The following is a 15,715-nucleotide window of genomic DNA, read 5'->3' as shown; positions in this document are numbered from 1 at the left end:
TCAGTGTATTCATTTTAATCGCCAGTATAATAAATAGATTATGAGCACGACGAATTTTTACCAGTCACCAGAAGCGTGGACTGGCAGGATAGATGGAACGGAAGCAGAAGCAATGCGCTGGCATCAGCATATTATACCAGTGAATGTTCTTGGTGGAGAAAAGTTCCCGGTTTTAAAACCCGGTCAGAAAGGTGTTGTGTTTCTTGGTTTTGCTTCTGATGAAGGTGTAAGACGCAACAAAGGACGTGTAGGTGCGGTGAATGGTCCTGTTGTATTGCGTGCGGCCTGTGCTAACTTTCCGGTGCACTTCGATCCTGAATTATTAGTACTTGTGGATGCTGGTGATGTAGTATGTTATGAGAATGCTCTCGAACCGGCACACGAATTATTGTGTGGTGTGGTGTTGTCAATAAAGAAGGCAGGATATCTCCCTATTCTGTTAGGCGGTGGGCATGAAATTACGTACGGGCATGCGCAGGCATTGTATGCGCATCTATATATGAACACTCCATCTGCAAAACTTGGTTTACTCAACTTTGATGCGCATTTCGACCTTCGTATTCCAGGTGAAGAGGGAAGTACTTCCGGCACAGGTTTCTATCAACTAGCAGAATATTGTAAAGAACTGGAACAGCCTTTTCATTATTTAGCGCTGGGTATTCAAACTAATAGTAATACACAGCAACTCTTCCGTATTGCAGGAGAACTGGATGCGCAATATGTAGATGCAGATGCATTTCATTTGCAGGACCGTACCTTATTACAGGCTGCTATTTCACAGTTCATAAAGGAAGTGGATCAGATATATCTCACCATTGATATGGATGTATTTGCTGCTGCTTTTGCACCTGGAGTAAGTGCAACTGCTTATAATGGTATTCGTCCTGATGGACTGTTCCTTGAATGCTATCGCACAATATTACAAAGTGGCAAACTGGCAGGGATAGATATTGCAGAAGTGAATCCGGAATTTGATGTAGATAGTCGTACAGCGAAGCTGGGTGCAGCGATGGTGTTTGAGGCAGTTTTATTATCAACTACCTGAGAAAACGTATTTATCTCTTTGATAACTAATGGCTAATGCTGCATTTGTTTATCTCTTATGCTAACTTTTCAGCTGATATTATACTTGATACCAAATGATGTACCATGGTGCATGGGTTACGTTCATGGCTTTTTTGGGTGTGGATAAAGGCAGCTTCAAGAATCTGAGCTCTTACAATAGCATCAGCCCGTCCTGCGGCTAATCTTGGCAGTACATGAAAATTGAAGTTCTTTTCTGTTTTAAAGAAAGTTTTATAATTGAATGTTGAGAGTTCAGTAAGTGCTGTTAACTCTGGGGATTTATCAGGAAGAGCTTTAAATATTGCTGTAAGGCGGTCGTATATATAGGTTCTGTGCTTCCATTCATTAGGAGTGACATCTTCAAAGTGAAGAAGTATCCATAACTCAAATACATCGTTACTCCAGGCCACATTTAGACCTGCACTTTCAGCAGATTGAATAGATAGATTAAATTCTATATTTTTTGCATGATTAATGTTATCGGGATTATTAGTTTCAACATCTCGATCGAAAACACACCATATGGGCGTTTTAACATCAGATCGTATTTTATACGCCTTATTATCAGTCTCTAAAAGCCCTTCTTTTTCACAATATTCTAATGTGTTCGCTATGTTTTTAAAAGAGCTTTTCTGATCAACAGCTTCACTGATTCTTACCTTATACTCTTTTGCAAATTCTTTGAAATAAGAAGGCTCACTTATTTTGTCCTCACAAAATAAGATGAAAGTTTTTAAGTTATCGGCAGTTCGTTTGGTTTCTTTTTCAGTAATCTGTTCCCAGCCATCAGTCATAAACTAATTTTATTACTATAAGTTATCGGTTGATAAACCTTTATATCTATTCAACATTGGTAAAGCACCATAGAATCCAGCCAGATACTGCCGGGCAAAATCAGCATTATTCCGGATTCCTTTTAGATCTGAAAGAGAATAAAGCCTGGTTTCTTCGTTTTCCGCTTTTTCGGTGAAGTAAATCTGATCTCGTCTTAAAACATTAGGTTGTAATAGATTGGTATCATGACTAGTAAAGAGCAGTTGTGCCCCTGCCTTGTTAATGGTTTTATCATTAAAAGACCGGATAAATTTTTGCAATAAGGAAGGGTGAAAATTATTATCTATTTCATCTGAAATTAATATCCCTCCTTCTGTAAACATCTGGTATAATAACCCGATATAATGGTAAAACTTTTTTGTGCCTGCGGATTCATTTAAGTCAAGATCCATTTTGTGTTTTCCGATAATTTTACCATTTGCATCATACATGCTTTTTTCAAGAAGTACTACGTTAAAATCTCCACTATGTTCCCGCAGAGCAATGTCTGAATAAAATAACCCTGCACTTTCCAGCCAATCCAGTACCAGTTGTGTTTTACCTTCTTTTATAAGTTGATTGGTAGAAGCATTCTGGTCATAGGCAAGTCGATTACCTTTTCTATTTGCAGATGTCCTGTTTTCTCTGTTTTCAAAGGAGATATTTTTAACAATGAAGTTTCTGATTGAATGAGAAGTGGGCCCATTATAGGCTGATACAAATGTCAGGAACAGTGTATTTTCCCGAAGACTTTCTATCGGTCCATTAGTACCTTCTTCAAACCATTGATTATTTAATTCGATCTTACCGAAACTTCTTTTAAAATACCAGGTTTCATTTTTATCCGCTGGTCCAAATAACCATTCCTGTTGAACAGTTCCAACGTGACCGAGCGTAAAGCCATACCGGTATTTTTTATCTTTAATAAGCAGTTGTATCTGGAAAAAACCAGCGTTATCCATTTCCTTGTTCGTTAAGGCGAATGGTTCTGCTGCAAAGTCCATAATAGCTTCTGATTCCAGTGAACTTTCTACTAACTGACGAAATAATTTGATTCCCTGCAAAAGGTTGGATTTACCACTGCCATTGGGGCCATAAATCCCTATGGTTTTTAATATTTTCTGCCCATCTCGCTCAACAATATTGTTCTGATCAATCTCTTTAACATCGGAGACGATTCCTGTAGACCTTAGATTCAAGGTTTGAATAGTAGAGAAAGATCGATAGTTACCTATAGAGAAGTCAAGAATCATTTGTTTGAAATTTGCAGTTTTTATGCAAATTATGAAAAAATGTTCAGAATAGGTTATTTGGTATTTAACAGTTGTTTAGTGAGGTTGTGGAATTGCACTTCAATCACACTTTACCCTCCTTCTCCAAACAATACGTAGTTCCCGCAAATTTTTGAACTTTCCCCAATATTTATTGTTTTCATAATGCATTGTATAGGTCTGGCACTTATATTTGTCAAATAAAACATATATTATGAGATTAATCCTAAGGTCAGCTGCCGCATTTGCAATCGCAGCGCTTACAACTGTCACTGTATCAGCACAAAAAGTAAAGTTAATCGAGGGCGACCTGTCAGCTCTCAAGGGACAAACAGAGATCAACGCAACATTTGATTATGAGCATTTAGGCGTAGGTAAATTTGCCGATGAAAAGGATTACCTCGAAAAAAAGAAAGCAGACTACGATAAGAAAGAACCAGGAAGAGGTGATAAATGGATAGCAGACTGGAAAGCAGATCGTAAAGAAAAGTTTGAGCCTCAGTTCAATGAGTTGTTCTCTGAGCATAGTGATATCAAGTCTGGCGATTTCCCTAATGCAAAATATACACTTGTGTTTAAAACTAAGTTCGTTGAGCCTGGTTATAACATTTATGTTTCCCGTAAATATGCTTCTATTGATGGTGAAGCGTGGATCATTGATTCAGCTACCAAAGCTGTAGTAGCTAAGTTGACTGTGGATGATTGTCCTGGTAGAACTTTCGGTGGTAATGATTATGATACCGGAACCCGTCTGAGAGAGTCTTACGCAGTTGCAGGTAAAGGTCTGGGTAAATTCATTAAGAAGGCTAACAAGTAGTAATCAGATATTTTTCAATAAGAAGAGCCTGTATCCTTAAGAGGGTACAGGCTCTTCTCATTTGAGTCTCTGATAAGCAATTCTCAGGCCCATCATTTATTTTTACATCCTACTTCTTATTTGAATCTTCAGATAGAGAGTGTAGGCTTTCTTTTAGAACACGATGGTCTTGTTACCATGAATAATCACTCTGTCTTCAATATGGGCAACTACAGCCCTTGTAAGTACCTGTCGTTCAATATCACGTCCTAACATCATGAGGTCGGATACCGCGTGTTTATGGCTTACCCTGGCCACATCCTGATCAATAATTGGTCCCTCATCCAGATCGTTGGTAACATAGTGTGCCGTAGCGCCTATCAGTTTTACACCACGTGTATACGCATTCTTATAAGGATTGGCTCCAGCAAAGGCCGGTAAGAAAGAGTGATGTATATTGATGATCCTGCCGGGGAAAACACTCACAAAAGCAGGAGATAGGATCTGCATATAACGGGCCAGTACAATGAAGTCTGCATTGGCTGCTTTTATCAGCCGGATAGCTTCCTGTTCCTGAGCCCCCTTATTATCCGGATTTACCGGTAAATAGTGAAAAGGTATCCCAAAATCCCTGGTTAGCTGTTCTAATTCTGTGTGGTTGGAGATGACCAGCGGAATATCCACCGGTAATTCTCCGCTGCGCCAGCGCAATAACAATTCCATGAGGCAGTGGTCATACCTGGATACCATGATGGCCATCTGTTTCCGTCGATCGGTATAATCGATATGCCAGTCCATTTTCAGTGGGCCGGCTACTTTCTCCTGGAAATCCTTTTCCAGTTGCTCTCTTGTTATGGCTGCCTTCTCCAGCTGGAATGCCATCCGCATAAAAAATAGTCCTTCCCGTGGGTCGGTACTATGCTGACTGGCATCCAGAATATTAGCTCCACAGGTATAAAGGAACTGGGATACACCAGCAACAATACCTGGCCGGTCGGGACAGCAAATCAATAATCTGCCGGTAATATCAGTTTGCATAAAATGGAAATATATTCGTTTGTAAAATACTAAATGTAAAATTCGATAACCAGCTATTGCTACTACTTTTTCTATTTATTATTTACATTTGACTACATTTCGCAATATGAAGAAGATAGGGTTGATGTCAGACACGCACAGTTATTTGCATCCGCAGGTGTTTAAGTATTTTGAAGGGGTAGATGAGATCTGGCATGCAGGGGACATTGGGAATACGGAGCTGGCAGATCAACTGGAAGCATTTAAACCTTTCAGGGCAGTATACGGTAATATTGACGGAGCAGATCTGAGAGTTCGTTATCCATTAAATCAGGAGTTTGAGTTAGAGGGAGTAAAGGTGTTGATTACACATATTGGGGGATATCCCGGTAAATATGCCGCCGGGATAAAAGAGCTTCTGTTGAAAAATACCCCCAAACTGTTTATTTGCGGGCATTCCCACATTCTGAAAGTGATGCCGGATCCCGCACTACAATTATTACACATGAATCCGGGGGCATGTGGCCAGCAAGGCTGGCATAAGGTGAAAACCCTGCTGCGTTTTGAACTGGCAGCAGGTAATATCAGCAATCTTGAGGTGGTAGAATTACCTAAATAGTTGCAGAACAGGAGCGCGCACATTTTTTGCTTATATACCATTTTACAACTGTCACAAATGAGAGAATGGCTCACTTTATTGTCGGGATGCCTGTGTATGTTCATTACCGTCTTGGGGCAGACCCAGAACACACCACTACCTGAGAATGCAACACCTGCTGTTAAAAAAGCAATGAATTGGTTGACGACAGACAATGATTCCAATTATATAGAGGATCATACAAAGGATATTACCTTTCGTTTTTTCGGTACCCGTAAATATAATTCTTATGATATAGTGGACCGGAAAAGGAATCTGGACGTATTATACCGTCCTAATACGCCTTTAAATATTGGCTTTGGTATGAACTATAAGTTTATAGGTATTAACCTTGCTTTTAACCTGCCCTTCATTAATAAGGAATATAAGTATGGAAGAACAAGAGGACTGGATTTGCAGACACACGTATATGCGCGTAAGATTGTAGTAGATTTTTATGGTCAGTTTTACAAGGGATATTACATCTCCAATTCAAAAGGATTATTAGATATTTTTACGCCGGAAGGTAAGTTGCCTATCAGGCCGGATATTCATAATCTTACCCTGGGCCTGGGAGTACAGTATGTTTTCAATGACGGGAGGTTCTCTTACCGGGCAGCTTATCTGCAAAATGATTATCAGAAAAAGAGTGCTGGTTCACTGATTATCGGGGCAGAAATATTTGGTGTGAGGATGAAAGGAGATTCGTCTATTATCCCCAGTAATCTCTCAAAAAATGACTTCTTTAATAATCAGCATTTTGATCGTACCGGTATCATGAGCGCAGCTGTGAATGCAGGATATGCCTATACGTTTGTCTATAATAAACATTTCTTTCTTACTTTTTCCCTTACCGGAAGTATAGGTTCTAATTATACCAGTTTAAGCTTAACGCCGTCGGATACCAAACTGAGTAAGGTAGGTCTTCAGTTGAATAATACAGAGCGCATTTCAATAGGATATAATTCCAGCCGTTACTTTGCGGGAATCCACTATGTTAATATCACTATGCGCAGCACGTCGCCGGTACCGGATACTTATCAGCGGATAGGTGCAGGGGATTTCCGGCTTAGTATAGCCCGGAGGTTCAAATTGAAAAAGAAACTATTCTAACAGGAGTAAATACCGGGCCGATTAAAAGAAAACGTAGAGAATAAATCTGAGAATTGTTTAATGACTACATATATTATCAGAGGAGGTCGTTATAGATTGGTAATGATCAATAATACCTTATCTGCCGTGATGATCAGGTGAAGTATAATAAAGATCTAATCTACAATCTTATCCCAAGTTAAATTAAGACACTAAACAGGCAGATGCAGGGTATTTATTGATCATTACCAATCGCACTTTATCAACACATCATCTTATAGGAAAAATAAAAGCTGGTCTAAAAAGACCAGCTTAAAAGTTTATGACTTTTTATTTCGGGCTTGCACTTCAATAAGAAGTCAGTCCCCTCAATATGAATTATGCTTTTTTCTTAGCTGCTTCAGCACGGATTACATTCAGTGCACCACCTGCCTGGAACCACTGGATCTGTTGTTCATTGTAAGTGTGATTTACCGGAATTTCGTCTTTGCTGCCATCTTTGTGATTTGCAACTACAGTTAATTGTTTACCTGGAGCGAAAGTGGTCAGACCTACGATATCCAATGTATCATCTTCCTGTATCTTATCGTAATCTTCCTTATTAGCGAAGGTAAGACCAAGCATACCTTGTTTTTTCAGGTTGGTTTCGTGGATACGTGCAAAAGACTTAACAAGGATAGCACGTACACCTAAGTGACGTGGTTCCATAGCTGCGTGTTCGCGGCTGGAGCCTTCACCATAGTTCTCATCACCGATTACAACAGAACCTACACCGGCAGCTTTGTAAGCACGGGCGGTAGCTGGTACAGCACCATATGCACCTGTGATTTCGTTCTTAACGGTATCAGTTTTATCATTGAACGCGTTGATAGCGCCAATCAGCATGTTGTTGGAGATGTTATCCAGGTGACCACGGTATTTTAACCAAGGACCGGCCATAGAGATATGGTCAGTAGTACATTTACCTTTTGCTTTGATCAGCAGTTTCAGACCTTTCAGATCTGTACCTTCCCATGGAGAGAATGGAGCAAGCAACTGTAAACGGTCACTGGTAGGAGATACAAGTACCTGAACACCTTTACCATCTGCTGCAGGAGCCTGATAGCCAGCATCTTCTACTGCAAAACCTTTAATAGGCAGTTCATAACCGGATGGTTCATCCAGCATAACTTCTACACCATCTTTGTTCTTCAGTTTGTCTGTCAGCGGATTGAAGGTCAGGTCACCAGCAATAGCCAGTGCCGTTACTATTTCCGGAGAAGCTACGAATGCGTGGGTAGCCGCCAGACCATCATTTCTCTTTGCAAAGTTACGGTTGAAAGAAGTGATGATAGAGTTCTTACGGTTAGGATCGTCTATATGACGAGCCCACTGACCGATACAGGGACCGCAGGCATTTGCCAGCACTACACCGCCGATCTTTTCAAATGTATTCAGGAATCCGTCTCTTTCAATAGTAAAACGAACCAGCTCGGAACCAGGAGTAATAGTATATTCTGCTTTTACAGGCAGGTTCTTGTCTACAGCTTGTTTTGCCAGTGAAGCAGCACGGGAAATATCTTCGTAGGAAGAGTTGGTGCATGAACCAATCAGGGCCACATCCAGCTTTTCTGGCCAGTTGTTTTCCTTTACAGCCTGTGCAAATTTAGAGATTGGCCATGCCAGATCCGGTGTGAATGGACCATTTACATGTGGTTCCAATTCATTCAGGTCAATTTCAATTACCTGGTCGTAGTATTTAGTAGGATCAGCATACACTTCAGCGTCTGGACGCAGGTGTTCTTTCACGCCATCTGCCAGAGAAGCGATTTCAGTACGCTCTGTAGCTTTCAGGTAATCAGCTATTTTACTATCGTAAGCGAATACAGAACAGGTAGCGCCTATTTCCGCACCCATGTTACAGATGGTTCCTTTACCGGTAGCGCTCAGGCTATCAGCACCTTCACCAAAATATTCAACAATAGCACCGGTACCACCTTTAACGGTCAGTACACCTGCTACTTTCAGGATTACATCTTTAGGAGATACCCAGCCACTCAGTTTACCAGTCAGCTTTACACCTATCAGTTTGGGCATTTTCAGTTCCCATGCTAATCCTGCCATTACATCTACCGCATCAGCACCACCTACACCTATTGCCAGCATACCTAAACCACCGGCATTTGGAGTGTGTGAGTCTGTACCAATCATCATACCGCCAGGGAAAGCATAGTTTTCCAATACTACCTGGTGAATGATACCAGCGCCGGGTTTCCAGAAACCGATGCCATATTTATTGGAAATGGATGCCAGGAAGTCATATACTTCTCTGTTGGTATCCACAGCAGTTGCCAGATCTGCATCAGCACCTGTCTTGGCTTGTATGAGGTGATCACAGTGTACGGTAGAAGGAACCGCTACCTTGTCGCGCCCACATGTCATGAACTGTAACAACGCCATCTGTGCCGTTGCATCCTGCATCGCTACGCGATCCGGTGCAAACTCTACATATGACTTTCCGCGCTCGTAGGCTGTAGTAGTTGCCGAAAATAAGTGAGCATATAAGATCTTTTCAGACAGTGTGAGCGGGCGACCCAGCATTTTACGGGTAGCTTCCACCTTACCCGGCAGTGCCGCATACACTTTTTTAATCATTTCAATATCAAACACCATGAAAAATAATTTAAGACCGGTTAGAAAATGCACCGCAAAATTAATTAAAAACAACAAGTTTTTAAAAGATATGTAGTCGATTGTCAATAAACACTAAGCCGGGAACTTCCCGCAAGCCCAATACCTTAAACAATTTAAACTTGTTTTTACCGTGGTATTGTGATAAATTTGATATATGAACAGACTTAAAGATTTCGTGGAATGGCAGGCCTTTGGTGTTTGTACCGCTATCGGTAACAAGCTGGGAGTAGCTACTTCCCGTATCCGCCTGTTCTTTATTTATACTTCTTTTCTTACAATGGGCTCGCCTATAATTGTTTATATGATTATGGCTTTTTGGGTAAACATGAAGAACTATATCCTGAACGCCCGCAGGAATCCACTCAGATACTTATAATCCATCAATAATAAGATAAAAAGCCATCAGCAATACTTCATCGCTGATGGCTTTTCTCATTAAAATGACTACTTCTCCTACTCCAGGTGAAAATTCGTCATCTCCTGATAATGATTTTGTAACTGGTTCACTGTGATGGACTCCTTGATTTCCCGGTGTTCATCTCGATAATCCAGCCGGGTAGCCGGTTGACCATCTCCCAATTCATACAGTTTCACTGTGAAAGGACCACGCACATACACATTTCCGTTACCAAGGGCGGAAATCGGGTCGTCTTTTTTGAATTTGAGTTTAAGGAGTTGTGCTTCATTCAGTGGAATGGGGTAAAGGTCACTCAGGTTATACCAGAATACCTGTTCTCCGGTTCGTACACAAACCTGCTTGTCTTCACGGTTCACTTCCAGTACCTGGCCTTCAAATGTATTGCCTTCATATTCCACCAGAACGGCGTCGCCTGCTTTTACATCATGTAAGTTGATCATAGAAAGTAATTTTGGGTGTTAGTATGAATTTACGAAAAATACTAACACCCAAAAATTAGTTCATTCCTCCGGAAAATGTTATTTACGTATAGCCTCACGTATCCTTACCAGGTCTTCCAGCAAACCTTCCAGCAGATCGAGATGTAACATATTGGCTCCGTCCGATTTAGCACAGGAAGGATCAGGATGTGTTTCAATGAACAGTCCGTCTGCACCGGTAGCAATTGCAGCTCTGGCTATGGTACCAATCATTTTTGGATTACCACCGGTAACACCGCTGGACTGGTTTGGCTGTTGCAGGGAATGTGTACAATCCATGATTACCGGAACCTTATGCTCCTGCATGATAGGAATATTGCGGTAATCTACTACCAGGTCCTGGTAACCGAATGTAGTACCACGCTCGGTCAGTAATATTTTGTCGTTGCCAGTTTGTTTTACTTTTTCAACTGCAAATTTCATTGCTTCACCACTCAGGAACTGTCCTTTCTTTACATTCACGAATTTGCCAGTTTCACCTGCTGCCAGTAACAAGTCTGTTTGCCTGCAAAGGAATGCGGGGATCTGTAATACATCCACATACGCAGCAGCCATTGCAGCTTCTGCAGCAGAGTGAATGTCCGACGTAACAGGAAGGTTGAAAGCCTGTCCTGTTTTCTGTAACAGATCAAGTCCTTCCACATCACCTACACCACTAAAAGAGTTTATACTTGTACGGTTGGCCTTACGGTAAGATGCTTTGAATATATAGGGGATATTTAAACGCTTGCAGATGGCGGATACTTTTTCTGCCACATGAAAAAGCAATGCTTCATCTTCTACTACGCACGGACCAGCTATCAGGAAAAAGTTCTCAGGATTGTATTGCTCTTTGAACAATGACTTCAAATGTGTTACTGCTGACATGATTTTTGTATTTGAGAATGCAAAGTTATACTATTCAAATTGTATTAGTGTGCTCAAGTATGCCTGCACCTTTTCTGTGCTTTTGTCATAATATTGTAATGTAAAAAGGCGCGGTGCTTGCTGGGCCACTGTTGGTAATATCGCATTACGCCGGATTGTTAGTGTATTGTCATCCGCTGGAAACGTTTGTTCGTATTGTGTAAGAAGCAGTTAATATTACGTTCTGAATTGAATCCATTAATTCTGAAAAAGCATGAAGAAAGATAAGATACTGGTTATTGGTGCCTGTGGGCAGATTGGTGTTGAGCTGACGCTGGCATTGAGAAAAATGTATGGAGATGCCAACGTACTTGCTTCCGACCTTAGAGAGGAGCATGATCTGCTAAAAGGTACCGGACCTTATGTTACTCTAGACGTAATGAATAAGGAACAACTGCACGTGCTGGTGATCCGTCATAACATTACCCAGATTTATCTGCTGGCTGCCATCCTCTCAGCTACTGGTGAAAAGAACCCGCTCCTGGCATGGCATATCAACATGCAAAGCTTGCTGAACGTACTGGATATTGCAAAGGAAGAAAGCATAGACAAGATCTACTGGCCCAGCTCCATTGCCGTATTCGGCCCCAATTCTCCTAAAGAAACTACTCCCCAGCACACTATCATCGAGCCTACCACTATTTATGGTATCAGCAAATATGCAGGTGAACGCTGGTGTGAATACTATAATCACCGCTATGGTCTGGACGTACGCAGCCTGCGCTACCCGGGCCTCATCAGTTATAAATCTGCTCCCGGCGGCGGTACTACAGATTATGCTATTGAAATCTTCCACGAAGCACTGGAAGAGCAGAAATACACCTGCTTCCTGAAAGAAAGTACGTATCTGCCTATGATGTACATGCCGGATGCCATCCGTGCTACCATAGAGCTGATGGAAGCAGATAAATCACGCATTTCTGTACGTTCGTCCTATAACCTGGGCGGTATGAGTTTTTCTCCTAAAGAGATCGCAGCTGAAATCAAGAAACACATTCCTGAATTTACTATCAGCTATAAACCAGATTACCGTCAGCAGATTGCCGACAGCTGGCCGCAGAGCATAGACGATCAGTTGGCACGTGATGACTGGGGTTGGAAACCAGAATACTATCTGGAAAAAATGACTGTGGATATGCTGAAAAACTTACCAGAAACATTGCAGAAATAACTGTCCTGAAAATTAACGTTCTGATCTAAACAAAAAACCCCGGTCATGCATGACCGGGGTTTATATATTTTATAAGGTTTACTATTCTACAAATCCTACTGCTACAGTTGCATTGCTGAATTCATCTACCAGGATGAACGCCCCGTTGGCAGGGTTCAGGTGGTAAGAATCTGCAAATATAGGTTGTGCTGTTTTCAGTGTAATCTTTCCAATGTCATTCAGTCCCATTTCCTTTTTATCTTCCAGTATTTTGTTAGATGTAACATCAATCACATGCTGGATCTGCTGCACTTTAGCCTTTACACGGTTAATACCATGCTGTAACAGATAAGCTTTTCCGGGAACCAGCTTTTGCTGATCCATCCAGCATACCTGTGCGGTAATTTCTTTCAGCAGGTTAGGAACGTTATCTGTTTTAGACAGCATGCTGCCACGACTTGTATCGATTTCATCTTCGAGTGTAATCACTACACTTTCACGTGCACTTGCAATGGACAGCTGTGTTTCAAACTGCTCAATGGTTTTAATCTTACTCTTTTGTTGCGATGGCAGTGAAATCACTTCATCTCCTATGTTAAAATGACCACTGGCCACTTTACCTGCAAACCCACGAAAATCATGGAATGCTTTCGTCATTGGGCGTATCACGGATTGTACCGGGAAACGGGCCGGGTGACTGCTATCAGCATGATCAAAAGTAATCTGCTCCAGGTATTCCAGTAAGGATTGATCCTTATACCAGTTGATCTTGCCAGATCTGCCGGCTACATTTTCGCCGTACAGGGAGGAGATAGGAATGAACTTGATAGAAGGAGCCTGGAAAGAAGCACTTTTTACCAGCTGCTGAAAATCTTCCACTATCTGATTAAAACGGGCTTCATCATATTCTACCAGGTCCATTTTGTTTACACACACCACCAGGTAGGGGATGCGCAACAGCGCAGCAATAAAGAAGTGTCTGTAAGTCTGTTCCACAATGCCTTTACGGGCATCTATCAGGATCAGGGATACCTGTGCAGTAGATGCACCGGTTACCATGTTACGCGTATATTCTATATGTCCGGGTGTATCTGCAATAATGTATTTACGGTTGGGGGTAGAGAAGTAGATATGTGCCACATCAATAGTGATACCCTGCTCGCGTTCTGCCACCAGTCCGTCTGTTAACAGGGACAAATCTGTAAAGTCAAGCCCTTTCCTTTTGCTGGCCGCATGTAATGCTTCCATTTTATCCTGTGGAATAGAATTAGTATCATAAAGCAGCCTGCCAATCAGGGTACTTTTACCATCATCTACACTGCCGGAAGTGGTTATATGTAAAACCTCCATATTCTATTTTTTGAGTTACAGTAATGTAACGTGTTGTTGAAAGTGAAATTAAAAATAACCAGCCTGTTTCCTTTTTTCCATTGCAGCCTCTGAACGTTTATCGTCAATACGGGCACCTCTTTCAGAGATTTTGGCTTCCATTATTTCAGAAATAATATCTTCCAGTTTATCTGCTTCGGAAATAACTGCCGCGGTACAGGTCATATCACCTACGGTGCGGAAGCGTACTTTCTGCATGAAAGGCTTTTCGTCTTCAGAAGTATTCAGGAAAGGAGAGGTAGGCCAGTACATACCATCTCTTTCAATGATTTCCCTTTCATGAGAGAAATAGATGGAGGGGATGCGAAGATTTTCTCTGCGGATGTAATTCCATACGTCCAGTTCTGTCCAGTTGGAAATAGGGAATACCCGCACATTCTCACCCAGATGGATTTTACCATTCAGCATATCGAACAGTTCCGGGCGTTGCATTTTAGCATTCCACTGACCAAATTCATCTCTTACAGAGAAGATCCTTTCTTTGGCACGAGCTTTTTCTTCGTCTCTGCGTGCACCACCAATACATGCATCATACTTCATTTCTTCAATACCATCCAGCAGGGTAACTGTTTGCAGTGCATTCCGGCTGGCATACTTGCCGGTTTCTTCCTGCACTTTTCCCTGGTTGATGCTATCCTGCACATTTCTTACAATAAGGTCCAGTCCCAGTTTGTTTACCAGCCAGTCGCGGTACTCAATTGTTTCCGGGAAGTTATGCCCGGTATCTATATGTAAAAGTGGAAAAGGTACTTTGCCTGGATAAAAAGCTTTTTGTGCAAGGCGTACAATGGTGATAGAGTCCTTACCACCTGAAAACAGGATAGCAGGTTTCTCAAATTGTGCCGCCGTTTCACGTAAAATATAGATGGCCTCGTCTTCCAATGCCTGCGGAAACTCCCACTGTATTTTATTGGTCATATATCTTAATTTAAATGGCCCTTGTTCACTGCCATCTTGAAAAATAATTAAATAATTTTAGCCGTGCAACCCACATTCTTTCTTGGATAACTCCCACCACCATCTGCCGGCGCGGGGATGTTCTCCCGGTTCAACTGCACGGGTACAGGGGGCACATCCTATGCTGATGAATCCTTTATCATGCAGTTTGTTGTAAGGCACATTCTGCGTTTTAAGGTAATCCATCATTTGTTCATATGACCAGTGTATCAGCGGATTATATTTATATAACTGCCTTGTTTCGTCCCATTCCAGTGCATCCAGTGCCTGGCGGTTTTCTGATTGTTCTGCACGGAGGCCTGTTATCCACACCTTTACGCCCTGCAGGGCACGGTTCAGCGGTACTACTTTCCGTATAAAACAGCATTCTTTCCTGTTTTCTACAGATTCGTAGAAGCTATTGGGTCCTTTTTCAAGCAGCAGTTTCTCAACTGAAGCTGTTTCGGGAAAATATACTTCAAAGGATTGTTTGTAACGGGCGCGGGTAAGATCCATCAGATCGTAGGTTTCCTGAAACAGACGTCCGGTATCCAGCGTAAATACCCTGATGGGCAGTTTTGCCCTCCATATCATGTCTGCTATCACCTGATCTTCCTGCCCAAAAGAGGTAGAGAATGCCACGGCACCCGGGAATTGCTCTGCCAGGTATCGCATGGCGGCCGGTGCGTCAAGGCCCTCCAATGCTTTTCTAATGTTTTCCATGTAAACTTCCTTAGCTATACAGTCATGACGCATTACCACTTATGCGTCTGCTGTGTGAGCAAAATTACATAAAACCTATAAAAAAGATAGACTGTTTTTTTAAATAATTATATAAGCATGGAAAAAGTTGCTAATTTCTGGTAGGTGACTGGCAGTTTTAACAGGTGGTAAACAGGTGGTAAACGGGAGGTAAACAGGTGTTTGTTCAGGAAATACCTGTTTATCTCCCGTTTACCACCTGTTTACCTCCCGTTTAAAGTGCAACTCATCCGGAACGCGTGAGCCATTAATAGCAAAAGGCCCATTTATAAATGGACCTTTTGCTATTTCTTAACTAAATAAAATAATGG

The 15,715-nt window shown here is 41.7% G+C and carries 15 protein-coding genes; 6 read left to right on the top strand and 9 right to left on the bottom strand.

The window, feature by feature from the left end; translation table 11 throughout:
• The first annotated feature begins 40 nt into the window (after positions 1-40).
• The gene (hutG, locus tag BM176_RS18890) at positions 41-1,045 is read left to right on the top strand and encodes a formimidoylglutamase (protein ID WP_090105853.1); all 1,005 of its coding nucleotides are present in this window, start codon (positions 41-43) and stop codon (positions 1,043-1,045) included.
• Positions 1,046-1,100: 55 nt separating this feature from the next.
• Here hutG and BM176_RS18885 read toward each other — a convergent pair whose 3' ends face one another.
• Together BM176_RS18885 and BM176_RS18880 are read right to left on the bottom strand one after the other, a co-directional pair.
• On the bottom strand, positions 1,101-1,859 hold the full coding sequence (locus tag BM176_RS18885) for an RloB family protein (RefSeq protein WP_090105852.1): 759 nt from the start codon (positions 1,857-1,859) through the stop codon (positions 1,101-1,103).
• A gap of 15 nt (positions 1,860-1,874) precedes the next feature.
• Complete coding sequence (locus BM176_RS18880) at positions 1,875-3,131, bottom strand: AAA family ATPase (RefSeq protein WP_090105851.1); 1,257 nt, start codon at positions 3,129-3,131, stop codon at positions 1,875-1,877.
• 232 nt (positions 3,132-3,363) lie between these two features.
• Here BM176_RS18880 and BM176_RS18875 point away from each other — a divergent pair, with 232 nt between their 5' ends.
• A complete protein-coding gene (locus tag BM176_RS18875; RefSeq protein ID WP_090105850.1) occupies positions 3,364-3,966 on the top strand; it encodes a hypothetical protein in 603 nt (200 codons plus the stop codon).
• A 153-nt stretch (positions 3,967-4,119) separates the two neighbouring features.
• Here the strand turns inward: BM176_RS18875 and purU are convergent, their stop codons facing one another.
• Positions 4,120-4,983: a formyltetrahydrofolate deformylase gene (gene purU, locus BM176_RS18870; protein ID WP_090105849.1), complete on the bottom strand. Its 864-nt coding sequence runs from the start codon at positions 4,981-4,983 to the stop codon at positions 4,120-4,122.
• 106 nt (positions 4,984-5,089) lie between these two features.
• Between purU and BM176_RS18865 the strand changes: the two genes are divergently transcribed.
• Entirely contained in the window at positions 5,090-5,581 is a 492-nt protein-coding gene (locus BM176_RS18865) for a metallophosphoesterase family protein (protein ID WP_090105848.1), read from the top strand.
• Between the two features lie 57 nt (positions 5,582-5,638).
• On the top strand, positions 5,639-6,712 hold the full coding sequence (locus BM176_RS18860; RefSeq protein WP_090105847.1) for a DUF4421 domain-containing protein: 1,074 nt from the start codon (positions 5,639-5,641) through the stop codon (positions 6,710-6,712).
• 357 nt (positions 6,713-7,069) lie between these two features.
• Here the strand turns inward: BM176_RS18860 and BM176_RS18855 are convergent, their stop codons facing one another.
• Positions 7,070-9,343 (bottom strand): aconitate hydratase, encoded by a 2,274-nt coding sequence (locus BM176_RS18855; RefSeq protein ID WP_090105846.1) that lies wholly within the window; start codon positions 9,341-9,343, stop codon positions 7,070-7,072.
• Positions 9,344-9,518: 175 nt separating this feature from the next.
• Here BM176_RS18855 and BM176_RS18850 point away from each other — a divergent pair, with 175 nt between their 5' ends.
• Entirely contained in the window at positions 9,519-9,740 is a 222-nt protein-coding gene (locus BM176_RS18850) for a PspC domain-containing protein (protein ID WP_089782970.1), read from the top strand.
• Positions 9,741-9,817: 77 nt separating this feature from the next.
• Here the strand turns inward: BM176_RS18850 and BM176_RS18845 are convergent, their stop codons facing one another.
• Complete coding sequence (locus BM176_RS18845) at positions 9,818-10,222, bottom strand: hypothetical protein (protein WP_090105845.1); 405 nt, start codon at positions 10,220-10,222, stop codon at positions 9,818-9,820.
• A 78-nt stretch (positions 10,223-10,300) separates the two neighbouring features.
• Complete coding sequence (gene kdsA, locus BM176_RS18840) at positions 10,301-11,128, bottom strand: 3-deoxy-8-phosphooctulonate synthase (RefSeq protein WP_090105844.1); 828 nt, start codon at positions 11,126-11,128, stop codon at positions 10,301-10,303.
• Positions 11,129-11,381: 253 nt separating this feature from the next.
• On the opposite strand from kdsA, the gene BM176_RS18835 reads away from it, so the two are divergent.
• On the top strand, positions 11,382-12,338 hold the full coding sequence (locus BM176_RS18835) for an NAD-dependent epimerase/dehydratase family protein (protein WP_090105843.1): 957 nt from the start codon (positions 11,382-11,384) through the stop codon (positions 12,336-12,338).
• An 81-nt stretch (positions 12,339-12,419) separates the two neighbouring features.
• On the opposite strand, the gene BM176_RS18830 is transcribed toward BM176_RS18835, so the two are convergent.
• Genes BM176_RS18830 through BM176_RS18820 form a run of 3 tightly spaced genes read right to left on the bottom strand, consistent with a single transcriptional unit; the run spans position 12,420 to position 15,365 of the window.
• Positions 12,420-13,667: a sulfate adenylyltransferase subunit 1 gene (locus BM176_RS18830; RefSeq protein WP_090105842.1), complete on the bottom strand. Its 1,248-nt coding sequence runs from the start codon at positions 13,665-13,667 to the stop codon at positions 12,420-12,422.
• 48 nt (positions 13,668-13,715) lie between these two features.
• Entirely contained in the window at positions 13,716-14,624 is a 909-nt protein-coding gene (cysD, locus tag BM176_RS18825) for a sulfate adenylyltransferase subunit CysD (RefSeq protein ID WP_090105841.1), read from the bottom strand.
• Positions 14,625-14,681: 57 nt separating this feature from the next.
• The gene (locus tag BM176_RS18820) at positions 14,682-15,365 is read right to left on the bottom strand and encodes a phosphoadenylyl-sulfate reductase (protein WP_090106134.1); all 684 of its coding nucleotides are present in this window, start codon (positions 15,363-15,365) and stop codon (positions 14,682-14,684) included.
• Positions 15,366-15,715: the final 350 nt, after the last annotated feature.

Origin of the sequence: Chitinophaga sp. CF118, assembly GCF_900112615.1 — a bacterium.
GTDB lineage: Bacteria > Bacteroidota > Bacteroidia > Chitinophagales > Chitinophagaceae > Chitinophaga.
The sequence above is the reverse complement of the archived record's forward strand: the minus strand, read 5'-3'. Positions and strand labels throughout refer to the sequence as shown.